Annotated in this window: 22 protein-coding genes and 1 pseudogene; 5 read left to right on the top strand and 18 right to left on the bottom strand. The window is 70.1% G+C overall.

The features are described from left to right. Positions 1 to 4 precede the first annotated feature (4 nt). From ACRVYW_RS00135 to ACRVYW_RS00175, 9 genes and pseudogenes are all read right to left on the bottom strand, one after another. Positions 5 to 886, bottom strand: a complete 882-nt coding sequence (locus tag ACRVYW_RS00135; protein ID WP_431800558.1) for a shikimate dehydrogenase family protein — start codon at positions 884 to 886, stop codon at positions 5 to 7. Next, the gene (mltG, locus tag ACRVYW_RS00140; protein WP_431800560.1) at positions 876 to 2,312 is read right to left on the bottom strand and encodes an endolytic transglycosylase MltG; all 1,437 of its coding nucleotides are present in this window, start codon (positions 2,310 to 2,312) and stop codon (positions 876 to 878) included. The genes ACRVYW_RS00135 and mltG overlap by 11 nt, the downstream gene beginning before the upstream one ends. Continuing rightward, complete coding sequence (gene ruvX, locus ACRVYW_RS00145) at positions 2,312 to 2,785, bottom strand: Holliday junction resolvase RuvX (protein WP_431800561.1); 474 nt, start codon at positions 2,783 to 2,785, stop codon at positions 2,312 to 2,314. Before ruvX ends, mltG begins: the two co-directional genes overlap by 1 nt. Further along, positions 2,782 to 5,445, bottom strand: coding sequence for an alanine--tRNA ligase (alaS, locus tag ACRVYW_RS00150; protein ID WP_431800563.1), 2,664 nt, complete (start codon positions 5,443 to 5,445; stop codon positions 2,782 to 2,784). The genes ruvX and alaS overlap by 4 nt, the downstream gene beginning before the upstream one ends. Before the next feature lie 59 nt (positions 5,446 to 5,504). Further along, positions 5,505 to 5,789: an ATPase gene (locus tag ACRVYW_RS00155; RefSeq protein ID WP_431800565.1), complete on the bottom strand. Its 285-nt coding sequence runs from the start codon at positions 5,787 to 5,789 to the stop codon at positions 5,505 to 5,507. Positions 5,790 to 5,864: 75 nt separating this feature from the next. After that, positions 5,865 to 6,494: a 30S ribosomal protein S4 gene (gene rpsD, locus ACRVYW_RS00160; RefSeq protein WP_431800567.1), complete on the bottom strand. Its 630-nt coding sequence runs from the start codon at positions 6,492 to 6,494 to the stop codon at positions 5,865 to 5,867. Positions 6,495 to 6,661: 167 nt separating this feature from the next. Next, a complete protein-coding gene (locus tag ACRVYW_RS00165; protein WP_431800569.1) occupies positions 6,662 to 7,399 on the bottom strand; it encodes a DUF1361 domain-containing protein in 738 nt (245 codons plus the stop codon). A 2-nt stretch (positions 7,400 to 7,401) separates the two neighbouring features. Then, positions 7,402 to 7,785, bottom strand: coding sequence for an NUDIX domain-containing protein (locus ACRVYW_RS00170; protein ID WP_431800571.1), 384 nt, complete (start codon positions 7,783 to 7,785; stop codon positions 7,402 to 7,404). Positions 7,786 to 7,970: 185 nt separating this feature from the next. Further along, positions 7,971 to 9,062: pseudogene (locus ACRVYW_RS00175) on the bottom strand (tetratricopeptide repeat protein); the annotation flags it as partial. Between ACRVYW_RS00175 and ACRVYW_RS00180 the strand changes: the two are divergent. Both ACRVYW_RS00180 and ACRVYW_RS00185 read left to right on the top strand, forming a co-directional pair. Continuing rightward, positions 9,061 to 9,597, top strand: coding sequence for a hypothetical protein (locus tag ACRVYW_RS00180; protein WP_431800573.1), 537 nt, complete (start codon positions 9,061 to 9,063; stop codon positions 9,595 to 9,597). The pseudogene ACRVYW_RS00175 and the gene ACRVYW_RS00180 overlap by 2 nt on opposite strands. Before the next feature lie 134 nt (positions 9,598 to 9,731). Further along, on the top strand, positions 9,732 to 10,382 hold the full coding sequence (locus ACRVYW_RS00185; RefSeq protein ID WP_431800575.1) for a hypothetical protein: 651 nt from the start codon (positions 9,732 to 9,734) through the stop codon (positions 10,380 to 10,382). 76 nt (positions 10,383 to 10,458) lie between these two features. Here ACRVYW_RS00185 and ACRVYW_RS00190 read toward each other — a convergent pair whose 3' ends face one another. Further along, on the bottom strand, positions 10,459 to 11,721 hold the full coding sequence (locus ACRVYW_RS00190; protein ID WP_431801695.1) for a replication-associated recombination protein A: 1,263 nt from the start codon (positions 11,719 to 11,721) through the stop codon (positions 10,459 to 10,461). A 155-nt stretch (positions 11,722 to 11,876) separates the two neighbouring features. Here ACRVYW_RS00190 and ACRVYW_RS00195 point away from each other — a divergent pair, with 155 nt between their 5' ends. From ACRVYW_RS00195 to ACRVYW_RS00205, 3 genes are all read left to right on the top strand, one after another. Further along, entirely contained in the window at positions 11,877 to 12,191 is a 315-nt protein-coding gene (locus ACRVYW_RS00195; RefSeq protein WP_431800576.1) for a dioxygenase, read from the top strand. A 139-nt stretch (positions 12,192 to 12,330) separates the two neighbouring features. After that, the gene (locus tag ACRVYW_RS00200) at positions 12,331 to 13,998 is read left to right on the top strand and encodes a DUF349 domain-containing protein (RefSeq protein WP_431800578.1); all 1,668 of its coding nucleotides are present in this window, start codon (positions 12,331 to 12,333) and stop codon (positions 13,996 to 13,998) included. Positions 13,999 to 14,110: 112 nt separating this feature from the next. After that, a complete protein-coding gene (locus tag ACRVYW_RS00205; RefSeq protein WP_431800580.1) occupies positions 14,111 to 14,668 on the top strand; it encodes an SAM-dependent methyltransferase in 558 nt (185 codons plus the stop codon). A 26-nt stretch (positions 14,669 to 14,694) separates the two neighbouring features. Here the strand turns inward: ACRVYW_RS00205 and ACRVYW_RS00210 are convergent, their stop codons facing one another. The 8 genes from ACRVYW_RS00210 to ACRVYW_RS00245 form a co-directional block, all read right to left on the bottom strand. Continuing rightward, positions 14,695 to 16,980: a RelA/SpoT family protein gene (locus ACRVYW_RS00210; protein ID WP_431800582.1), complete on the bottom strand. Its 2,286-nt coding sequence runs from the start codon at positions 16,978 to 16,980 to the stop codon at positions 14,695 to 14,697. A 59-nt stretch (positions 16,981 to 17,039) separates the two neighbouring features. Then, positions 17,040 to 18,044, bottom strand: a complete 1,005-nt coding sequence (gene secF, locus ACRVYW_RS00215; protein ID WP_431800584.1) for a protein translocase subunit SecF — start codon at positions 18,042 to 18,044, stop codon at positions 17,040 to 17,042. Beyond that, positions 18,044 to 19,831, bottom strand: a complete 1,788-nt coding sequence (secD, locus tag ACRVYW_RS00220) for a protein translocase subunit SecD (protein ID WP_431800585.1) — start codon at positions 19,829 to 19,831, stop codon at positions 18,044 to 18,046. Before secD ends, secF begins: the two co-directional genes overlap by 1 nt. A gap of 45 nt (positions 19,832 to 19,876) precedes the next feature. Beyond that, positions 19,877 to 20,350, bottom strand: coding sequence for a preprotein translocase subunit YajC (locus ACRVYW_RS00225; protein ID WP_431800587.1), 474 nt, complete (start codon positions 20,348 to 20,350; stop codon positions 19,877 to 19,879). Positions 20,351 to 20,422: 72 nt separating this feature from the next. Next, a complete protein-coding gene (gene ruvB / locus ACRVYW_RS00230; protein ID WP_431800589.1) occupies positions 20,423 to 21,469 on the bottom strand; it encodes a Holliday junction branch migration DNA helicase RuvB in 1,047 nt (348 codons plus the stop codon). Beyond that, positions 21,462 to 22,091 (bottom strand): Holliday junction branch migration protein RuvA, encoded by a 630-nt coding sequence (ruvA, locus tag ACRVYW_RS00235; protein WP_431800591.1) that lies wholly within the window; start codon positions 22,089 to 22,091, stop codon positions 21,462 to 21,464. Before ruvA ends, ruvB begins: the two co-directional genes overlap by 8 nt. A 73-nt stretch (positions 22,092 to 22,164) precedes the next feature. Beyond that, on the bottom strand, positions 22,165 to 22,731 hold the full coding sequence (gene ruvC / locus ACRVYW_RS00240; RefSeq protein WP_431800593.1) for a crossover junction endodeoxyribonuclease RuvC: 567 nt from the start codon (positions 22,729 to 22,731) through the stop codon (positions 22,165 to 22,167). Between the two features lie 86 nt (positions 22,732 to 22,817). After that, positions 22,818 to 23,576 carry a YebC/PmpR family DNA-binding transcriptional regulator gene (locus ACRVYW_RS00245; RefSeq protein ID WP_431800595.1) on the bottom strand — a complete coding sequence of 253 codons (759 nt, stop codon included), beginning with the start codon at positions 23,574 to 23,576 and terminating at the stop codon, positions 22,818 to 22,820. Positions 23,577 to 23,597 lie beyond the last annotated feature (21 nt).

Consider the following 23,597-nt stretch of genomic DNA (forward strand, 5'->3'; position numbering starts at 1 on the left):
TCGCCTAGTCTCCCACGAGCGCCGAGACCATCGACGCCACCACGTCATCCTCGCGCGGAAGCGGCGCGGCGGGGTCGCCGGTCGAGAAGATGCGGATCTGTCGCACCGCCTGCTGGACGAGCATGCCGCGGCCGTCGACGGCGGCGCCGCCCGCCTCGTGCCAGGCGGTCGCGAAAGCGGTCGGCCAGTGGCCGTAGACGACGTCGTAGAGCAGGCCCCCGCCGTCAGCCAGGGCGCGCGCCGCGTCGGGGTCGGGGATCGCGCCGCCCGGCAGCGTCGAGACCGTGACCGGGACGGATGCCGGCGCTCCGGCATCCCCGCGCATGTCCCCCATCGCCCGCAGCGCGACCCGCACCCCGCCCGCCGCACCGATGTCGACGAGCGCGGCGGCGGCTTCGGGGCGGCGGGCGATGACCTCGACATCGTGGGCGCCGAGTTCGCCGAGCGCCACCATCGCCGATGCCGCCGTCGCCCCGGCGCCGATGATGCGCGCACGGTCGATGCCGTCGACGCCGTGGGAGCGCAGGTCGGCGACGATCCCGCCGACATCGGTGTTGAAGCCGTGCGGTCCATCATCGGTGAGCACGAGGGTGTTGACCGCCCCGGTCCGCTCCGCGTACTCGTCGCGGGTCGCCGCCGCCCGCCACGCGACGCCCTTCAGGGGGAAGGTCAGCGACAGTCCGCGGTAGGTGGGGTCGAGGCTCGCGAGCTCGCCGGTGAAGGATGCCTCATCCACCCGTCGCCGCCCGTACGCCCAGTCCCAGCCGAGCGTCCGGTAGGCGGCGGCGTGCAGCAGCGGAGAGAGACTGTGCTCGATCGGGGCGCCCCACACCTCCAGCCGCGCCGCCTCTCCGCGTGGGGTGCTCGGAAAGGTCTCAGCAGCCACGGTTGTCGTTCGCGGCGCACCAGTCGTGCCACTTCTCGATGGCCTGCTCGTGCTCGGCGTAGGTCGTGGAGAAGATCGTCTCGCCCGTATCCATGTTCCAGGTCACGAAGTACAACCAGGTGCCGTCGGCCGGGTGCATGGCGGCGTCGATCGCCGCGTCGCCGGGGTTAGCGATCGGCCCCTTCGGCAGCCCCGGGTGCTTGTACGTGTTCCAGGCGTTGTCGTCTTCGAGGGCTTCCTTCGAGCTCGACGCGGTGCCGTCGTGCATCTCGCCGTAGCCGTACTGCACGGTCGAGTCCATCTGGAGGTACCCGTTGGTCTCGGGGTTGCTCGGGTTCAGCCGGTTCTGGATGACACGCGACACCTTGTCGAAGTCGTCGGTGCGCCCCTCGCGCTGGATGATCGACGCGATCGTCAGGATCTCCTGGCGCCGCTCGACGGGCACTCCGGCGGCATCCAGTGAAGACACGGCACGGTCGACGAGGGTCTGGATCACCTGCTGCGCGGTGACGCCCGGATCGAAGGTGTACGTCGCGGGGAAGAGCCATCCTTCGAGGGATTCGGCGGGCACGCCGTACACCGAAGGGTCGGCGACGGCGGCCTGGAAGTCTTCGAGCGGGATGCCGATGCCCTCCGACAGCCGCGGAAGGATCTGCTCCTCGGTGAGCCCCTCCGGCAGCTGCGCGGTGTATTCCCGGCGGTTCGCCGGATCTTCGAGCGCGGTGAGGGCCGCGGCGGAGGTCATCTTCTTCTGCAGCGAATAGACGCCGGGTTGGAACGTGGGGTTCTGCGCCGTCGCGATCAGGTAGTCGTAGAACGCCGACGAGGTCTTCGTGACGCCCGCCTCGTGCAACGTGCGGGAGATGGTCGAGCCGTTGTCGCCCGAGACGATCGTGATCGACACCTCCCCCTCGGCGATGCCCTCCTCGTAGTCCCGGGGCTCCTCCCAGCCCATGAACGCGCGGATCTTGTCCTCGTATGTGTTCCAGACGTAGAACCCGCCGGCCGCGATGGCGCCGAGGATCCCGAGGATCACGAAGAACACGACCCATCCGGCGATGCGGCTCTTGCGCCGGTCGCGGCGGTGACGGTCGACGCGGTGCCGCTCCTCCTCGTGACTCTCCGCCGCGAAGAGCGCGTCGAGCGAGGGCGGTGCGAGGGTCTGCGTCGTCGCACGCGCGGCAGACGACTCCGCGGCGGAGGCGGCGGGGGTGGAGCCGGACGCGCCCGGGGTCGACACCGTCGCCGCGGGGGTAGCGGGGGTTGCTGCGGCGGGGGATGCCTGCTCCTGCGCGGCACGCGCCGCGCGCCGTGATCCGGGAGGCGGGGCGGAGGCAGCTGCGCCGTCGCTCCCCCGCGACGCCGCCGTCGGAAGGCTCGAGAAGAGGTCCGCGAACTGGTCGTCGTTCGGCGGGGTTTCGGGCATCAGGGGTTCTCCTGCGATTCGGGAAGCAGGGCGCCGGCCGGGGTACCGGTGCTCTTCTCGACGTCGAGGGCCTGCTGGAGCAGGACGACTGCGGCGACTTGGTCGACAATCCTACGAGACGATCGCTGCGACCGGCCAGCATCCCGGAGCGCGGCGTGTGCGCTCACCGTGCTGAGACGCTCGTCGACCAGTCGCACGGGGAGCCCGGATGCCGCGGCCACCTCCGCCGCGAACGCGCGCGCGTCCTCCGTCGACGCCGTCTCGGTGCCCGACAGGCTCACCGGCAGCCCGACGAGGAGCTCGAACGCGTCGTACTCGGCGGCCAGGTCGGTGATGCGCGCAGCGGCGGCATCCGTCCGCGGCACCGTCTCCACGGGCACGGCGAGCAGTCCGTCGCGGTTGCACCGCGCGACGCCGACACGAGCCTTGCCCACGTCGATGCCGAGCCGCACGCCGCGGCGGAAGCCGCTCACGCGGTCGTCGCCTCCAGCGTCGCGCCGACGGCGGCGAGGGCCGCCGGAAGAGCCGAGACGTCGGCGCCGCCGCCCTGGGCGACGTCGTCACGGCCACCGCCGCCTCCGCCGAGCGCAGACGCGGCGGCCTTCGCGAGGACACCGGCCTTCGCACCGGCGCCGCGGGCGGTCTCGTCGGTCGCGACGATCACGACGGGGCGACCCGACACCTCGGCGCCGAGGGCGACGACGGCGCCCGCGCCGACGCGCTCCCGCACCTGCAGGGCGAGGCTGCGGACGTCATCGCCGGATGCCGCGGTGCCGATCGACTCCGCCACGAGGCGGTACGGTCCGGTCGCCGTCGCGGACGCGGCAAGGGCGGGGAGGCGGCCTTCGAGGGCCTTCGCCTCGAACTGGGCGATCTTCTTCTCGGCGGCCTTGAGGCTCGCCGAGAGCTCCGCGATGCGGTTCGCGAGCTGATCCTTCGGCGTCTTCAGCGAGGTCGACAGCTGCGCCACGATCGCGCGCTCGGTGGCGAGCTCGCGGAACGCGTCGGCGCCGACCAGCGCCTCGACGCGCCGGTTCGACGCACCGACCGACGACTCCCCGATGAGGCTGATGAGACCGATCTCGGACGAAGAGGTCACGTGGGTGCCGGCGCAGAGTTCGCGCGACCACGGGCCTCCGATGTCGACCATGCGCACGGTCTCGCCGTACTTCTCGCCGAACAGCGCCATCGCTCCTGCGGCCTTCGCCTCGTCGAGCGACAGGACGCGGGTCGTGACCTCGAGGTTCCCCTGCACCGCGTTGTTGGCGATCTCCTCGATCTCGCTCTTCGTCGCGTCGGAGAGCGCCTGGCCCCACGAGAAGTCGAAGCGCAGGTAGCCGGCGCGGTTGAGCGACCCGGCCTGTGTCGCGGTCTTGCCGAGGGTGTCGCGGAGGGCCGCGTGCACGAGGTGGGTCGCGGAATGGGCCTGCTGCGCGGCGCGGCGGTTCACGGCATCCACCACCGTCGTCGCCGGCTGGTCGACGCCCACCTCGCCGGTCGTCACCAGGGCCGTGTGGCTGATGAGGCCGGGGACGGGCTTCTGCACGTCGATGACCTCGAGCTCGTACCCGGGTCCGACGATGACGCCCTTGTCGGCGACCTGGCCGCCGCTCTCGGCGTAGAGCGCCGTCTCGGCGAGGATGACCTCGACGATCTGCCCCTCGGTCGCGCGCGTGACGGGAACGCCGTCGTGCAGGATGCCGAGGACCGTCGACGCCGTCTCGAGGTCGGTGTACCCGGTGAAGACCGTCTCTCCGCGGCCGCGGAGGTCACGGTAGACGCTCGTGTCGGCGAGCTGACGCTTGCGCGAGCGCGCGTCGGCCTTGGCGCGGGCACGCTGCTCGGCCATGAGGGTGTCGAAGGCGCCGCGGTCGACCGTGAGTCCCGCCTCTTCGACGATCTCCATCGTGAGGTCGATCGGGAAGCCGTACGTGTCGTGCAGGAGGAACGCCTCGGCGCCGGAGAGCTCCGATCCGCCCGACGACTTCGCCTGCGCGATCGACGCGTCGAGGTTCTCCGAGCCTGCCGCGAGAGTTCGGAGGAACGTGGCCTCCTCGGCGAGGGCGTACTGCGAGATGCGCGGCCAGTCTGCGGCGACCTCGGGGTAGGCCTCCTTCATCGCATCGCGCGACGCGGAGAACAGCACCGCGAAGGTCGGTCCCTCGACGCCGAGCAGGCGCATCGCGCGGATCGCGCGGCGCATGAGCCGGCGGAGGATGTAGCCGCGGCCCTCGTTCGAGGGCGTGACCCCGTCGGCGAGCAGCATGAGCGAGGACCGCACGTGGTCGGCGACGACGCGGAAGCGCACGTCGTCCGCGTGGTCGGCGCCGTACGTCTTCCCGGAGAGGGCGACAGCGGCATCCAGCACCGGGCGCACCTGATCGATCTCGTACATGTTGTCGACGCCCTGCTTGAGGAACGCGATGCGCTCGAGGCCCATGCCGGTGTCGACGTTCTTCGCGGGAAGTTCCCCCACGATCTGGAAGTCGTACTTGGAGCGGACGTCGGTGATCTCGTACTGCATGAACACGAGGTTCCAGATCTCGACGTACCGGTCGTCGTCGGTCGCCGGTCCCCCGTCGATGCCGTACGCGGGGCCGCGGTCGAAGAAGATCTCCGAGCAGGGGCCGGCGGGGCCGGGAAGTCCGGTCGACCAGTAGTTCGTGTCCTTGCCGAGGCGCTGGATGCGCTCTTCGGGGAGCCCGGCGATCTCGCGCCACAGATCGTGCGCCTCGTCGTCCTCTTCGTAGACGGTGACCCAGAGGTCCTTCGGGTCGAAGCCGAGACCGCCGTCCTGCTCGGGAGTCGTCAGCAGCTCCCAGGCGTAGCGGATCGCGCCCTCCTTGAAGTAGTCGCCGAACGACCAGTTGCCGAGCATCTGGAAGAACGTGCCGTGGCGCGGCGTCTTGCCGACCTCTTCGATGTCGTTCGTGCGGATGCACTTCTGGTTGTCGGCCGCGCGCGGGAAGGGGGCGGGGACGTCGCCGGAGAGGTACGGGATGAACGGGACCATGCCCGCGATCACGAACAGCAGCGCGGGGTCGTCGCTGACGAGCGACGTCGAGGGCACGATGGTGTGCCCGTTCTTCTCGAAGTAGTCCAGGTAGCGCTGGGCGATCTCGGCGGTCTTCATGCGTGGGGATCCTCGGGCAGGGGTCGCCCTCGCGCCCGGCGGCGGGCGGAGGAGGAAGGTCAGTCGGTGAGCGTTGCGGCGGTCTTCTTCGCGGCGTCCGCGGCGTCGGATGCCGCGGTCTTCGTCGCTTCGACAGCGTTCGCGGCGGCGCCCTTGACGTCGGCGGCGATGCCGTCGATCTTCGCCTCCTGGGCGCGGTAGGCCTCGCCGATGCGGTCGGTGAACTCGGTGATGCGCGCGTCGACCTCGGCCAGAGCCTCGTGACCGCGCGGGTCCTTATCGACCAGGTGCGCGAGGACGAAGCCTCCGAACAGGCCCAGCACGAACCACAGCACGCTCTTCATGTGCTCCATGCTAGTTGTTAACGAGAGAAGGGCGCCGGGGGTGACCCCGACGCCCTTCCTGTCGGCGACGGAACGTCAGCGCGCGGCGTAGTACTCGACGACGAGCTGCACGTCACACGTGACGGGCACCTCGGCGCGCTTGGGACGACGCACGAGCTTGGCCTGGAGCTTGTCGAGCTCGACCTCGAGGTAGCCCGGAACGGGGGGCAGGACCTCGGCGTGGCCACCGGCTGCGGCGACCTGGAAGGGCTCGAGACCCTCGCTCTTCTCCTTGACGTGGATGAGCTGGCCCGGCTTCACGCGGAACGAGGGGCGGTCGACGAGCTGGCCGTCGACGAGGATGTGACGGTGCACGACGAGCTGGCGGGCCTGCGCGGTGGTGCGGGCGATGCCGGCGCGGAGCACGAGCGCGTCGAGACGCATCTCGAGCAGCTCGACGAGGTTCTCACCGGTCAGGCCGTCCTTGCGACGGGCCTCGTTGAACGTGTTGCGCAGCTGCTTCTCGCGGATGCCGTACTGCTCGCGCAGACGCTGCTTCTCACGCAGACGGACGGCGTAGTCGCTGTCCTGCTTGCGCTTGGAACGGCCGTGCTCGCCCGGAGCGTAGGGACGCTTCTCGAGGTAGCGGGCGGCCTTGGGGGTGAGGGCGACGCCGAGCGCGCGCGAGAGGCGCACCTTGCGGCGGTCCTGGGACTTCGTTGCCACGAAGCTCTCCTTCTGGTGACGCGGCCGTGTCTGTCACGGCTCGCGGACGTATCTCCCGCTCTTCTCCCTGCTCGGACTGCACGCCGGGGCACGCCGAGAGGTCTTGATCAGAAGAGGGGGATGCCCGAAAACTGGGTTTCGAGCCGATCAAGTCTATCAGAGACCCGTCAGCGGCTCGGAGCCGCCAGCGCCGACCACGCCAGGGCGTACAGCGGCACGTACAGCAGGGCGATGAGGAGCGCGTGGGTCAGCACGAAACCGCCCGCCTCGAGGGCTTTGCCGCGCTGCCCCAGATGCGCGCCGAGCTTGCGTGCCATCGAGGCCGGGTGGCGCACGTCCCAACTGTTGAAGCGCAGGTAGCGGCCGAGATACACGCCGATCGCCCCGAGGACGATGACGATGCCGGCGAACATCCAGCTGCTCGGGGTGATGACGTCGGCATCCGGATCGTTCAGGATCACGATGAACACCGTCTGCATGCCGCCGAGGCTGAGGACCGCGTTCGCGATGCCCGACAGCGTCAGCGCGAGGGTCTGCACGATGTCGTACCAGAGCGGGACGGGCGTCGTCTCGGCCCGATGGCTGAAGTTCAGTTCGGTGATGAGGTAGACGGAGTTCGGGAAGAACAGCAGCCACACGCCGGTCGCGGCGATGAGGTACAGCCACAGGAGAGCCGCGGCGATGTTCGTGTGGAGCTCCGCGGTCACGTCGAGGAGCGGAGTGAGCAGCGCGAGCCCCAGCCCGAACACCACGACCACCAACACCGGCGCGAACGACAGGCCGATGTTCGTGATCATGGGCCGGTAGAGCGTCACCCCGTACACACGCGAGCGCAGGAGGACGAGCGTGGCGGCGTAGAGGTTCAGGAGGACGACGCAGACCGCGCCGAGGACGATGGCCGACACGCTCAGTCCGCTCCGTCGACGCCGGAGACGAGGTCGACGATCCCCGGCGGGTAGACCGGCAGACCGGCGTTCTCGAGCGTCGAGACGGGGTACCAGGCGACCGTCGTGACGCTGTCGCGGACGGCGAGGCGCGCGCCGACGGGCAGGGAGAACGCGGGCGCCTCGACGCGGAATGTGTGCACGATCTCGTGCCCGCGTGTGCCGTGCGCGTCGAAGATGTTCTCCGAGGTGCGCAGGGGCACGGCATCCGTCACGACCGCGTCAAGCTCTTCGCGCCACTCGCGACGCACGGCCTCGGACGCGGTCTCGCCGAACTCGATGCCGCCGCCGGGCGCGCGCAGGAACGGGCCGTGCACCTCGTCGCCCGCGTACTCCTCGAGCAGCACGTGACCGTCGCGGACGAGGATGCCGACCGAGATGGCCCGGACCCGGCCCGGCTTCTCGAGCTCGCCCGCGTACGCGTCGACCGCGCGTCGGTAGCGCGGCAGGTGCGGCGCGAGGGCACCCGCGCGATCTCGAGCGCGCGGGTGCCCTTGTCGTCGGAATGCAGGGCGAGGGCGAGGAAGCCCGCGGCCGCGTCGGCGAGAGGGTCGTCCGTCGGGATGCCGCGCAGCAACGCGATCGCCCCGGAGGCGTCGCCGACGTTCCGGAGCGAGCTGGCGAGCTGGATCGTGGCTTGAGTGCGGAGCGGCGCGGGCAGCTCGTCCGCGAGGGCGGCGCGGTAGAGCGGGATGGCCGCATCCTCTTCGCCGAGTGAGTCGTGGAGCGACCCGCGCTCGTACGCGGCGCGTGACGGCGACACCGGGTGCGTGACGAGGACGTCCTCGAGGTCGCGACGTCCGGCCGCCCCATCGGAGAGGTCGACCAACTCCCAGAACGCGTCGAACGCGGCGTCCGCGGGGTCTTCCGGTTGCGGCGCACGGGCCGCGGGCGTCGCACTGAGCACCTCGGCGAGGATCGCACCGAGGCGCTTCTGCGCCCGCGCGAGCGCGGGGTGGTCGACGTCGGCGCGCAGGAACAGCAGCAGGGCACGCAGTGCTTCCCCCGCGTCGCTCAGATCGCCCGCGAACAGGTGGGCGATGAGGCGCTCGAGGCCGACCTCGTGGACGCGGCCCGTCTCTCCGCTTTCCCAGGTGGGTTCGGCCACTCTCGCGCAGTCGACGGCGATCACGATGGTCTTCCGGCGCGTCGAGTTCGCGCCGGCCCATTCGCCCGGCGCGACGTAGTCCACTGCGGGCGCGAAACCGGTCTCTTCGCGCAGCTCCCGCAGCGCGGCCTCGCGCGGTGATTCCCCCGCGTCGACGAGTCCGCCGGGAAGCTCGCTCAGTACGCGCTCGGGCCCGACGCGATACTGATCGAACAGCAGCGCCTTCCCCGTCGTGGTCAGCGCCAGGACGGCGACGGTGTCGGGCTGGACGAGCACGTCCCAGTCGCTCTCCGAGCCGTCCGGCAGGCGGTACCGGTCGCGGCGCACGCGCGTGTACCCGTCGTAGGCGACGGCCTCGTCGAGCTTCGTCCAGGGGGCGGCGTTCTCCGGCATCCGTCGATCATCCCACCCCGGCTCTGGACTGCTCTCCTGTGCCGCGCCCCTCCCGCATGCCCGAGGACTCCCTGTGGATAATCCGGCGGGATGTCGGATGCCTCTGGCTACGGTATGGACCATGCGACGACAGCACCGATGGGCGATGACGGGTGGAGCGCTGCTCCTCGCCGCGGCGCTGACCACCGCCTGCTCCCCCGAGCCCGCACCCACGCCGACCCCGACGGGGTTCGCGTCCGAGGAGGAGGCGTTCGAGGCGGCAGAGGCGACCTATCGGGCTTATGTCGATGCACTTAACGAGGTCGACCTCAGCGATCCCGTTACGTTCGAACCGGTGTTCGCGACGCTAGCCGGGGACGCGTTGGCTTCAGAGAAGAAGTCTCTGTCAACGATGCACGCTGATGGATTCACTGTAGAAGGCGATACAACGGTCGCCCGGGTTGAGCCCGCTGCTGTTGACAGCTCCACTGGGCAGGTGTCTGTTCGCCTATGCCTAGATGTGACGAACGTGAGAGTGAAAGACGCATCGGGGGAAGTGGTCAGGTCAGAGGGCCGCCCGGACCAACAACCGCTCAATGTGACCTTTGTGCGGGCGCAAACGGATACCGGCCTGCTGATTGCGTCAAGCCAAGTGTCGGCGGACATCGCATGTGGTTGACCATCGTGCTCGTTGCCTCATTCATGGGCTTGACGGAGGCGGCACCCAACTGCGACGGCTCTGCCAGTTGGGTGGGTTGTCCCACGATCAGCAGCGACGGGTCGACCGTCGAAATCGGGGCCACGAGCCCAGGGGTGGGTACCGGCGGTTCGGGGGGCGGTGGCCAGGGCGGCCTCATCGCAGACCCGTACGTCCCCTACGTCCCGCGCCCCGGCGACCCGGTGCCGGTCGCGTGCCCCGCGAACGACGCGAACCTCTGCGAAGAGTTCGTCGCCTCACCCTCCGACCCCACTCCCGCCACGATCACCCCGACCCTGTCCGACGTCGCCTCCTTCGCCCCGGCATCCCTTCCGCTCGTCGACGAACCCGACGGGGTCGGGATCGTCGGGATGCCCGTGAACTTCGTCGTCGACGCCGCAACCCACCAGCAGGACGGCACCCTCCTCGGCTCCCCCCTCACCGTCCGCTTCACCCCCACCGCGGTGATCTTCCACCACGGCGATGGCACCACCCGCACCGCCCCCGACGGGGGCGCGACCTGGACCGACCTCGCCGTCCCCCAGTTCAGCGCGACGCCCACCAGCCACGCCTACGGGACCCGCGGCACCTACACCGCCCACGCCGTGGTGCAGTACAGCGCCGAATACACCTTCGGGACCGGCTGGTACCCCATCGCCGGGGTCCTCGAGATCCCGACCCCCGCCATGGACATCCAGATCGTCGAAGCCCGCACCGCCCTCGTCGACAAGACCTGCACCGAAAACCCCCGCGCACCCGGATGCTGACCGCCGCCCGAGGTGCCCGGACGCCACGCGGCCGACACTCGAACCGGCGCGCGAAGGGCGCCAGGCGGCGACGGAGCTAATCGCCGAGGATCTTGCGGATCTTCTCGACGCGCGCGCCGATGTCGCGCTCGAGGCCGCGTCCCGTCGGCTCGTAGTAGTGCGTGCCGCGTAGTTCATCGGGGAGATACTGCTGGGTCGCGACCCCCACCTCGAGATCATGCGGGTAGATGTAGCCCTTGCCATGGCCGAGCCGCTTCGCGCCTGGATAGTGGGCATCGCGCAGGTGTGTCGGCACGCGGCCGAATCCACCCGCGCGGACATCGGCGATCGCCTTGTCGATCGCGAGGTAGGCGGCGTTCGACTTCGCGGTCGTCGCGAGGTAGGCCGTCGCCTCGGCGAGCGGGATACGGCCTTCGGGCATGCCGATGAAGGCGACGGCGTCGGCCGCGGCGGTCGCGATGACGAGAGCCTGCGGGTCGGCGAGGCCGATGTCCTCGGCGGCGGCGATGACGAGGCGCCGGGCGATGAAGCGCGGATCCTCGCCCGCCTCGATCATGCGGGCGAGATAGTGGATCGCGGCGTCGACGTCGGACCCCCGGATCGACTTGATGAAGGCGCTGATGACGTCGTAATGCTCGTCGCCCTGCTTGTCATAGCGCAGGAGCGCCCGATCGACGGCCTGTGCGACCTGCTCGGCGGTGATCGTGCCGCCCTCCTCGCCGACCATCGAGGCCGCCGCTTCGAGCGAGGTGAGCGCACGCCGTGCATCGCCGGAGGCGAGCTGGACGAGCGCCGCGCGCGCCGCCGGATCGAGGGTGACGGCGCCGGCGAGCCCACGCGGATCACCGACGGCGCGATCGATCAGCAGGCCGAGGTCATCGTCGGTCAGCGGCTGCAGCGTCAGCAGGAGCGAACGCGACATCAGCGGCGAGATCACCGAGAACGACGGGTTCTCCGTCGTCGCCGCGATGAGGATGACCCATCCGTTCTCGACGCCGGGGAGCAGGGCATCCTGCTGGGCCTTGGTGAAACGATGGATCTCGTCGAGGAAGAGGATCGTCGAGAGTCCATAGAGGTCGCGCTGCGTCATGGCGTCCTGCATGACCTCGCGCACATCTTTGACGCCTGCCGTCACGGCGGACAGCTCCACGAACCTGCGCCCGGAGGTGCGGGCGATCGCCTGTGCGAGTGTCGTCTTGCCGGTTCCCGGCGGACCCCACAGGATCACCGAGACGGCGTTCTTCGCGCTCCCCTCGGGGTCGGCGAGGGCGACGAGCGGCGACCCCGGGCGGAGCAGATGGCCCTGGCCCGCAACCTCGTCGAGCGAGGTGGGACGCATCCGCACGGCCAGCGGAGTCTGACCTTGGAAGAGCGCGGATGCCTGTGCCACCCCTCCAGGCTAATCGCGACGTCGGACATCGGCGCCGGGGCGGGGCTCCCTTCTCGCGTTAGGATTCATGCGGCCCGGACGACCGGGAACCGGAGGAGGTCCCTGTGGCGTCGGGTTCAGGAAAGAAGCAGTCCCGCGAGGAGAAGGAGCGCGCGCGGCTGTACCACGCGCGTCAGGAGTTCCACGACGGACTCATCACCCGTCGGCGCCGCGACAACCTCATCGCCGGGATCGGCGGCGGCATCCTGCTCCTCGCGATCATCGGCGGCCAGATCGCGTACTTCAGCGCAGGCCCGGGCGCGCCGGTGCCCTCCCCGACGCCGTCGCCGTCGGGTTCGACCGCCCCGGCTGTCGAGCCGACGCCGATCGAGCCGACACCTGCCGAGACTCCCCCACCCACCGAGACGCCCGCACCCTGACGCGCCGCACCAGGGTGCCGGACGCCGGTGACGTATAGGCTGTTGGCCGACCGAAATCCCCGTGCCGACCGGCCGGTGCATGCCTGCCCCGCCGAGTCGTCCGACCCCAGGCGGCGCGAGCCGCGACGAGGTGCTACCTGTGACTGACGCCACTGCTCCCACGAACGACGAGACGGCCGCCTCCGAGCCCGTCGCGCCCGAGAGTGCGGACGCCGCCGAGACGGCGCCCGAGGCCGTGTCGGAGGATGCCTCATCGACGGCCGTCATCGACATCGTCCGCATCGAGGTCGTCGAGGGCGAGCCCGAGGCAGCCGAGGCCGCCGCACAGGACGTCGTCGAGGGAGAGGTCATCGAGGCCGCCGCCGAGCTCGAGGCCGCCCGCGCCGTCGCGGATGCCGAGGACGCCGAGGCCGCCGACGCCGAACTCGACGCCACCGTCGCAGGGCTCATCGCCTCGGATGTCGCCCCCGCCGCCCCGACGTCCGACGCCCCGACGCCCGGACCCGCGCCGAGCCCGGCGCGCGTTCCCGTGCCGCGCCCGCCCGCGCGCCGGTCACCGGTCACCCCCGTGGCCACGGCGCCCGCCGAGTCCTTCGGCCGCGTCGACGACGACGGCACCGTCTCGGTTCGCGAGGGCGACGAGTGGCGTGTCGTCGGTCAGTACCCCGACGGCACCCCCGAAGAGGCCCTCGCCTACTTCGAGCGCAAGTACGCCGACCTCGCGGGCGAAGTGACCCTCCTCGAGACGCGCCACCGCGGCGGCGGTGCCTCGGCATCCGACCTCCGCTCCACGTCGCGCACCGTGCGCGAGCGCGTCGTCGGCGCCGCGGCCGTCGGCGACCTCGCGGCGCTCGTGAGCCGTCTCGATGCGCTCGACGCGACCCTCTCCGAGGCATCTGCCGAAGAGGCGCAGGCCCAGCGGGCCGCCGTCGACGCCGCAATCGCCGAGCGGACCGCCCTCGTAGAGAAGATCGAGGCGATCGCCGCGCGCGACCCGAAGTCGATCCAGTGGAAGCAGACCTCGGCGGAGGTGACGGCCCTTTTCGAGCAGTGGCAGGCGCATCAGGCGACCGCCGCGCGGCTGCCCAAGTCGACCGGACAGCAGCTCTGGAAGCGTTTCCGTGACGCCCGCGCGACACTCGACAAGGCGCGCCGCGAGTTCTACGCGGGCCTCGACGAGCAGCACAAGGCCGCGCGCGACAGCAAGGCCCGCCTCGTCGAGCGGGCGGAGGCGTTGATCGCGAAGGGCGAGGACGGCATCCCCGCCTATCGCACCCTCCTCGACGAGTGGAAGACCTCGGGTCGCGCCGGCAAGAAGGCCGACGACGCGCTCTGGGCGCGCTTCAAGGCCGCCGGCGACGCTCTGTATGCCGCCCGCGCCGGGCGCGAGCTCGCCGACGCCGAGGAGTCGAAGGAGAAGATCGAGGCCAAGCGCGCGCTCCTCGTCGAGGCGGCCGCCGTCTCGAAGGAGAAGGACAACGCGAAGGCGCGCACGCTCCTGACTGGCATCCAGCGCCGGTGGGATGAGATCGGCCGCATCTTCCCCCGCGACGCCGAGCGCGCGCTCGACGACGACCTCCGCAAGATCGAGCAGGCTCTCAAGGCCCGCGAGGACGCCGCGTGGAAGAACGACAACCCCGAGACCAAGGCGCGTCAGAACGACATGACGCAGCAGCTGCGCGACGCGATCGCCGGCCTCGAGGACGACCTCGCGAAGGCGACGGCGGCGAAGGATGCCGCGGCGATCGCCCGCGCGACCGAGGCGCTCGAGGCGCGGAAGGCGTGGCTCACCGCCCTCGGCGGCTGACGCGGCGCGGGGCTGACCACCGGCTCCTCCACAGGAGCGCGTTTCGCGCGTTCATCCACAGATCGCCCGAACGGCGCGCGCACGTGGGTGCGGGCCTGGCACACTGCCAGTCATGTCCTCGCCGTTCCTCTACTTCGCCGGAGACCGTCTGTCGGCCGCAGAGCTCGCGAGCGCGCGCCTGGACGGCGACGTGGTCGAAGTCGGTGAGGCGTACATGCCGGCCGACGCGGTCGAGACCCGTGACCTCCGCGCCGGTTCGCTGCGCCGACGGATGCCGGAGGGCCTCGCCCTCATCCGCGAGAGCGCGGCGTGGGTGCACGGCGCCGTCCCCGACGCCCCGGAGCGGCACACCGTCCAGCGTCGCACGGTGGCCCGCGTGCACCACGTCGTCGATGCCCGCCTGCTCTACCGAGACCAGCTCCTCGGCGCAGGTGACGACGAGCTGATCGGCGGCGTCTGGGTCACGACGCCCGCGCGGACCCTGGCGGACCTCGTCCGCGGGCTCCAGCGCGGGGAGGACCTCGGCGCGTATGTCGAAGCGATGCTGCGGTGGGACGCGCGTGTGCGCGACGCCGCCATCGAGGTGCTGGCGCGCGGTTCGCGACCGCACAAGCGCCCCGCGGTCGCGTTCCTCCGGGCATGGCATGGGCTGCCCGTGACGGCCGGATGACGTGACGCGCCTGACGGACCTGACGGTCAGGAGGAGGTGACGCGGTAGACGTCGTAGACCGCGTCGATGCGCCGGACGGCGTTGAGGACACGGTCGAGATGGACGATATCGCCCATCTCGAACACGTAGCGGCTGAGGGCGAGCCGGTCGTTGTTCGTCTGCACCGACGCCGACAGGATGTTGACGTGGTGCTCGCTGAGGACCCGAGTGATGTCGCTCAGCAGACCCGAGCGGTCGAGCGCCTCGACCTGGATGTGCACGAGGAAGACACTCTTGGTGGTCGGCGCCCACGAGACGTCGATCATGCGCTCGGGGTCGTCGAGGAGCGACTTCACGTTCGTGCAGTCCGCGCGGTGCACCGAGACGCCGCTGCCCCGCGTGACGAATCCCACGATCTCGTCGCCGGGAACAGGCGTGCAGCATTTCGCGAGCTTCACCAGGATGTCGGGGGCGCCGCGGACGAGCACACCCGAGTCGCCGCCGCGCGGCGCCTTCGAGCGTCCCACGTGCGGGATCTCGATGGGCCCGGTGGACGTGTCCTCTTCGGAGCTGACGAGCGCCGTCACCTTCTCGATCACCGACTGCGTCGACACGTGCCCCTCGCCGACGGCGGCGTAGAGGGCGGTGACGTCCTCGTAGCGCAGCTGGTGCGCGACCTCGGTGAACGAGTCCTGGTTCATGAGGCGCTGAAGGGGCAGGTTCTGCCGGCGCATGGCGCGCGCGATGGCATCCTTGCCCTGCTCGACCGCCTCCTCGCGGCGCTCCTTCGTGAACCAGCCGCGGATCTTGTTGCGCGCACGCGTCGACTTGACGAAGGTCAGCCAGTCCTGGCTGGGCCCGGCATCCGGATTCTTCGAGGTGAACACCTCGACGACATCGCCGGAGTTGAGCGGCGTCTCCAGCGGCACGAGCCGTCCGTTGACCTTCGCGCCCATCGTGCGGTGACCGACCTCGGTGTGGACGGCGTAGGCGAAGTCGACGGGGGTGCCGCCGGCGGGGAGCCCGATCACCCGCCCCTTCGGGGTGAAGACGTAGACCTCCTTCGCGCCGATCTCGAACCTCAGCGAGTCGAGGAACTCTCCCGGGTCGGCCGTCTCGGCCTGCCAGTCGGAGATGTGCGCGAGCCATGCCATGTCGGCGTCCACCGACTTCGTGTCGGTGTGCCGGCCCGACATCCGCTCCTTGTACTTCCAGTGCGCCGCCACGCCGTACTCGGCCTGCTGGTGCATCTCGTTGGTGCGTATCTGGATCTCGACCGTGCGCCCTCCGGGGCCGATCACGGTCGTGTGCAGCGACTGGTAGAGGTTGAACTTCGGAGTGGCGATGTAGTCCTTGAAGCGTCCTGGAATCGGCGTCCAGCGCGCATGAATCGCCCCCAGCACTGCGTAGCAGTCGCGGACGGTGTTCACGAGCACGCGGATGCCGATGAGGTCGTAGATGTCGTCGAACTCGCGGCCGCGGACGACCATCTTCTGGTACACGGAGTACAACTGCTTCGGGCGCCCCATGACCCGGCCCCGGATGCGGAGGTCGCGGAGATCCGACTCGACGGCGTCGATGACGGTGTGCACGTACTCTTCGCGCTGCGGGGTGCGCTGCTTCACGAGGCTGTCGATCTCGGCGTAGAGCTTCGGGTGCAAGACCGCGAAGGAGAGGTCCTCGAGCTCGCTCTTGACGGCCTGGATGCCGAGACGGTGCGCCAGCGGGGCGTAGATCTCGAGTGTCTCGGTCGCCTTCTTCGCGGCCTTCTCCGGCGGGACGAATCCCCACGTGCGGGCATTGTGCAGGCGGTCGGCGAGCTTGATGAGCAGCACACGGATGTCCTTGGACATCGCGACGATCATCTTTCGGACGGTCTCGGCCTGCGCGGCGTCGCCGTACTTGACCTTGTCGAGCTTCGTGACGCCGTCGACGAGCATCGCGACCTCGTCGCCGAACTCGGCGGTGAGCTGTTCGAGTGAGTAGTCGGTGTCCTCGACGGTGTCGTGCAGGAGCGCGGCGGCGACCGCGCGCGGCCCGAGGCCGAGATCTGCGAGGATCTGCGCGACGGCGAGCGGATGCGTGATGTACGGCTCGCCGCTCTGACGCTTCTGCGACGCGTGGGCGCGCGCGGCGACCTGGTAGGCGCGCTCGATGACGGCGACGTCGCCCTTGGGGTGATGGGTGCGGACGGTGCGGACGAGCTGCTCCACGCCGTTGCGGGTCGGCGTCCGCGAGAAGATCCGCGGAACGAGACGGCGCAGCGACGAGGTCTGCTGCGGCGCGGCTGAGTTGCCGCCGCCCTGGGCAGACGTGCGCGCCGTCTCGGTCATGCGCTCACCTCCGCCTGGAACAGTCTCACCATGCTACGCCCGGCCGACAGGTGCGGCGTTCAGGCGGTCTCGAGCGCTGCGCGCTCCCGCGCGGCGAGCACGCGCTGATCGCGGGCCTTGATCTCCGGCTCGTTCTCGCGGAAGAGCGAGTACAGCGGGGCGGCCACGAACAGCGTGGAGTACGCCGCGACGATCGTTCCGACGAAGATCGACAGCGAGATGTCCGTCAGCGTCTGCGCTCCCAGCCACAGGGCGCCGATGAACAGGATCGCTCCGGTCGGGAGCGCGGCGACCACCGTCGTGTTGATCGATCGGATCAGCGTCTGGTTCACCGCGAGGTTCACCGACTCGCCGAACGTGCGACTGGATTGCTCCCCGTCGTCTCGGGTGTTCTCGCGGATCTTGTCGAACACCACGGTGGTGTCGTACAGCGAGTAGGAGAGGATCGTGAGGAACCCGATCACGGCAGCCGGGGAGATCTCGAAGCCGAAGAGCGCGTAGATGCCGACCGTGACGATGAGGACGTCGAGGAGGCCGATGATCGCAGCGACCGACATCTTCCACGTGCGGAAGTACACGGCGAGGATGATGAACGTCAACGCGAGGAAGATCGCGAGGCCCCACAGCGACTGGCGCGTGACGTCCTGACCCCAGCTCGGGCCGATGAACGACGAGCTCACCTCGTCGGCCGGCACCTGGTAGGCCTCGGACAGCGCCGCCGAGACCGCACGGGTCTCGGCATCCGTCATCTGATCGGTCTGCACCCGGATCGACTGCTCGCCATCGGCTCCGCCGATCGTGGTCACCTTCGTGGTCGCGTCGGGAACGACCGACTGCACGGCCTCGGTGGCGAGGGACTGGTCCGCCTCGCTGACGCCGCTCACGGTGAACTGCGATCCGCCGGTGAACTCGATGGAGAACTGGATCGGACGGATGAGCGGCACGAGCGCCGCGCCGATCACGAGGAGCGCCGCGATGATGAACCAGGTGCGCCGCTTGCCGACGAACGGGAAGGAGGTCTTGCCGGTGTAGAGGTCGTTGCCGAGCTCGTTCATGGAGCGCATCAGTCGTCCCCCTCCGTCGTGGTCGTGCTGCCCTTGCCTGCGGCTGCGCCCTTGGCCGGCGCGGAGGCACCGGCGGCGAGTTCGGCCTGCTTGCGTTCGGCGATCGTCTGGCGCTTCTCCGCCTCACCGCGCGAGCGGCCTGCGCGGCGCGCCGCCGAGCCCTTCGCCGAGGTCGCGGCGACGGGGGTGCGGAACTGCGCGCGACCGCGGTACACGGCGCCGAGGGCTTCGGGGTCGAGCCCCGACAGCGTGTGCCCCCCACCGAAGAACCGGGTGCGGGCGAGAAGCTGCATCACCGGGTGGGTGAAGAGGATGAAGATCAGGATGTCGATGAGCGTCGTGAGGCCCAGCGTGAACGCGAAGCCCTTCACCGTCGCGTCGGCGAGGATGTAGAGCACCACTGCGGCGAGGATGTTGATCGACTTCGAGATGTAGATCGTGCGCTTCGCTCTGCCCCAGCCGTCCTCGACGGCGCTCGTGATCGACTTTCCGTCGCGCAGTTCGTCTCTGATGCGTTCGAAGTACACGATGAACGAGTCGGCCGTGAACCCGATCGTGACGATCAGGCCCGCGACGCCGGCGAGCGACAGGCGGAATCCCATGCGCCAGCCGAGGATGCACAGCGTGATGTAGGTGAGCACACCCATCACGACGAGTGAGGCGATGATCACCGAGCCGAGTGCGCGGTAGACGATCAGCGAGTACAGGGCGACGAGGGCGAGGCCGATGAGGCCCGCGATGAGGCCGATCTGGAGCTGCTGGGAGCCGAGCGTCGCGGAGATCGAGTTGGTGCTCTGCACTTCGAAGCTGAGCGGCAGCGCGCCGTACTTCAGCTGATCGGCGAGGACCTTCGAGGAATCCTGATCGAAGGAGCCGGAGATCTGCGGCTTGCCGTCGGTGATCACGCCGTTCATGGACGGGGCGGAGATGACCGACCCGTCGAGGACGAAGGCGAACTGGTTGCGCGGCGTCTCCCCCGCCTGGGTGAAGGCGTACAGGCGCTTGCTGACACCTGCGAAGATCTCCGTGCCCTCACCGTCGAAGACGATGTTGACGACCCACTGTCCGGTCTGGCTGTTGATGCCTGCGGTGGCGTCGGAGATCGCCGAGCCGTCGAGCTCGACCGGACCGAGCAGGTACTTCGCGGTGCCCTGCGGGTCGCAGGCGATGAGCGGCTGGTCTTTGGGCTGGTTCGACGGGTCGTTCGTCTCGTCGGCGCAGTCGTACGCGAGGAACTTCGCCTGCAGCGCGGGAGTGACCCAGTTCATGTCGCTGCCGTCGGTGGGCGCCGCGGTGGGGGACGACTCGAGCGAGGGATCGGGCGTCGGGTACGGGGTCTGGTTGCCGTCCTCGCCGACGTAGGTGGTGCTCGCGGCGGTCGTGTAGAGCACGGCGCGCAGCTGCATCTGGGCGGATGCCGCGATGCGGTCGCGCGTCTCCTCGTCGGCGGGGCCGGGGATCTGCACGACGATCTGGTTGCCGGCCTGCGTCGTGATGTCGGTCTCGCCGACGCCGGACGCGTCGACGCGCTGGCGGATGATGGCCGCCGCCTGGTTCATCTGCTCGGGCGTCGGCGTCGTCCCGTCGGGCGTCTTCGCCTCGAGGACGATCTGCGTGCCGCCCTGGAGGTCGAGGGCGAGTTCGGGCAGCCAGGAGCTCGCGGGGTTGCCCTCGGCATCCTTGAACACGTAGACGCCGAGCGCGTTGATGCCGAACAGCACCACGGTGATGGCGAGCAGGGCTGTCAGTGCGCGCCAGGCATGACGCACAGGGGTGGGTGTGGCCACGGAGGGTCAGCTTTCTTCGAGACGCCGCGAAATGCGGGCGGTGTGTCAGGCCTGGGGCTTGTCCTGCGGCGTGTCGCCGAGGTCGGCCGGCTCGGACGATGCGGACGCGTCCGCGGTCTTCGCGGCCTCGGCACGGGCGCGCGCCTGGTCGTCGCTAAGGGAGCTGACCTGACCGTCGGCGACATCGGCGAGGTACTCGGCCTCGTCGGACTCCGCCTCGGCGAACTCGTCCTCTGTGACGGTGCCTTCCTCCTCGTCGACGACACGGAGGATCGCCTGGGTGTGCACCTCCACCTCGACGCCGGGCGCGAGCTCGACGTGCGCGGGCTTGGACAGATCGTCGTTGTCGTAGGAGATGAGCGTGCCGTAGAGGCCGCCCTGCAGCAGGACCTTGACGCCGGGCACCATCGCGCGCGTCTTCGCCTCCTGCTCGGCCTTCATCCGCTGCGCGCGGCGGCGCGAGCTCCAGAACATGAAGACGAGCAACGCCGCCATGACGACGAGCAGAAGGATATCCATGGGGTCGAACCTTTCGGGGCGTGCGTGCCAGAGGACGGCGGCGCGAAGAAGGCGGCGAGGAGCCTTCAGCGATTATAGGTCATCGAGTCTCAGCGCCTCCCCCGGCTGCGCGACGCGCAGGTGGGCGTACCCCTCCGGAGTCGCGACGCGCCCGCGCGGAGTGCGCCCGAGCAAGCCGATGCGGACGAGGTACGGCTCGACGACCGACTCGATCGTCTCCGCCTCCTCGCCGACCGTGACGGCGAGCGTCGAGAGTCCGACCGGGCCGCCGCGGAAGCGGCGGACGACGGCATCCAGCACTGCCCGGTCGAGGCGATCGAGGCCGATCTCGTCGACGTCGTACAGATCGAGAGCTGCGGCGACGTCGGACTCGGTCGCGGCGCCCGAGGCACCACCGTGGACGATGACATAGTCGCGGACGCGTCGCAGAAGCCGGTTCGCGATGCGCGGTGTACCGCGTGAGCGGCGCGCGATCTCCTCGCGTGCGGTCGGCGGCACGTCGACGCCGAGGACGGTCGCGGAGCGCGCGATGACCCGCTCGAGCTCTTCGGGTTCGTAGTACTCGAGGTGCGCCGTGAAACCGAAACGGTCGCGGAGCGGGTTCGGCAGCAGACCCGACCTGGTCGTCGCCCCGACGAGCGTGAAGGGGGCGAGGTCGAGCGGGATGCTGGTCGCGCCCGCGCCTTTGCCCACCATGATGTCGATGCGGAAGTCCTCCATCGCGAGGTACAGCATCTCCTCGGCCGAGCGCGCCATGCGGTGGATCTCGTCGATGAAGAGCACCTCGCCGGGCACGAGGCTCGACAGCAGCGCGGCCAGGTCTCCGGCGTGCTGGATCGCCGGGCCGCTCGAGAGGCGCAACGGGCGTCCGCTCTCGTGGGCGACGATCATGGCGAGGGTCGTCTTGCCCAGACCGGGCGGGCCGGAGAGCAGGATGTGGTCGGGAGCGCGCTCCTGGATGCGGGCCGCGTCGAGCAGAAGCTGCAGCTGCCCGCGCACCTTCTGCTGACCGACGAACTCCGCCAGCGACGTCGGGCGGAGCGCCCCCTCGACGGCGAGCTCGCTGTCGTCCTCGGCGAGCCCCGGGTCGCGAGTGGGATCGATCGGCGACTCAGACACGTGAGCGCTCCGTCCGGCTCGGTCCCAGCTGCGCGAGCGCGAGCTTCAGGAGCGCGGGAACGGAGGCGAGGTCGGACGCCGCGGCATCCTGCGTGATCTCGTGCACCGTCTCGGTGCTCACCCGCTCGTTCCACCCGAGGGCGACGAGCGCTGCGACGACCTGGCCGGCGATCGCGGTCGTCGCAGCGCCCGTGGCGGCGGATGCCGTCGCGCCCGGGGCCGGGGTGTGCAGCTTGCCGGCGAGCTGCACGACGATGAGCTTCGCGGTCTTGGGGCCGATGCCCGAGACGCGGCGGAACGGTGCGTCGTCCTCCGCGGCGACGGCCTCGGCGATCTGCGCGACGCTCAAGGCGGAGAGGACGCCGAGCGCCGACTTCGGACCGACGCCGGAGACGCTGAGCAGCAGGGTGAACGTCTCGAGCTCGTCGCGCTCGGCGAACCCGAAGAGCGAGAGAGCATCGTCGCGCACGACGAGGCTCGTGTGGAGGAACGCGTCCTCGCCGACGCGCAACGTCCGGGCCAGGGGTGCGGGAACGGCTACCCCGAAGCCGACGCCGCCCACTTCGACGATCGCCGACTCGGCATCCGAATGCAGCACGCGGCCGCGCAGCGAGGAGATCATCGCCCCAGCCTAAAGCCGGGTTCGGACGTTTGTTCGACCGACACGCAGGGGCTCGTGGCGAGGTCGGATGCGGTCAGCGTCGCGTGGCGCGCTCCGCGTCGGCCCACGCACGCTGCGCGGGAGTCAGGGTGGTCCCGTCGACCGCGGTGCCGGGCGCGCCGCGCCGCCACGCGTGGCAGAGGGCGATCGCCAGGGCATCCGCCGCGTCGGCCGGTTGCGGCAGGGCGTCGAGGCGCAGCACCCGGGCGACCATCGTCTGCACCTGACGCTTGTCGGCGGTGCCGTACCCGGTGATCGCTGCCTTGACCTCGGAGGGCGTGTGCGTCGCCGCGGGAAGGCCATGCTCGGCGGCGACGAGGAGCGCGACACCGCTCGCCTGGGCCGTTCCCATCACGGTGTTCCGGTTCTGCTGCGCGAACACGCGCTCGACCGCGACGACGTCGGGGCGATGCTCGCCGACGATCGCGCGCAGGCCCCCCGCGATGAGGGCGAGGCGCTCCCCGATCGGTAGGTCGGTGCCCGAGCGCACCACACCGACGTGCACGAGCGACGCCGACCGGTCGGCGCGCACGTCGACGACGCCGACGCCGCAGCGGGTGAGGCCGGGGTCGATGCCGAGGACGCGAAGAGCGGATGCCACTCCCCCACGCTAGGCGTGGTGTCGTCGGCATCCGCTCTGCGAAACGCGCGCGAGGCGAACTGCGTCCGGGCGAGCCCCGGCGGCGATCACTCGTCCTCTTCGAGCTCCGCCTGCACCTCGGGCGTGAGGTCGAAGTTGCTGTAGACGTTCTGCACGTCGTCGCTGTCTTCGAGCGCATCGATGAGACGGAAGATCTTGCGCGCCGTGTCGGCGTCGATCTCGACCTTGAGGTTCGGGACGAACTCGACGTCGGCCGACTCGTACTCGATCCCGGCATCCTGGAGCGCCGAGCGCACGGGGACGAGGTCGGTGGCCTCCGTGATCACTTCGAACCCGTCGGCGTGCGGCTCGACCTCTTCGGCGCCGGCCTCGAGAACCGCCAGCATGACGTCATCCTCGGTCGTGCCCTCGCCCGAGACGACGATGACGCCCTTGCGGGAGAAGTTGTACGCAACCGAACCCGGGTCGGCCAGCGTGCCGCCGTTGCGGGTCAGGGCCGTGCGCACCTCGGCGGCGGCGCGGTTCTTGTTGTCGGTCAGACACTCGATCATGAGGGCGACGCCATTCGGGCCGTACCCCTCGTACATGATCGAGGTGTACTCGACCGACTCGCCGCCGATACCCGCACCGCGCTTGACGGCGCGGTCGATGTTGTCCTTCGGGACGGAGGTCTTCTTCGCCTTGAGGACGGCGTCGTACAGAGTCGGGTTGCCGGCGAGATCGGGGCCGCCGAGCTTCGCCGCGACCTCGATGTTCTTGATGAGCTTCGCCCACGACTTGGCACGGCGTGCGTCGATGACGGCCTTCTTGTGCTTGGTCGTGGCCCATTTGGAGTGTCCGGACATGGATGCCAGTTTACGGTGCGC

The sequence above is a fragment of the Microbacterium sp. bgisy203 genome, assembly GCF_965345155.1.
Classification (GTDB): domain Bacteria; phylum Actinomycetota; class Actinomycetes; order Actinomycetales; family Microbacteriaceae; genus Microbacterium.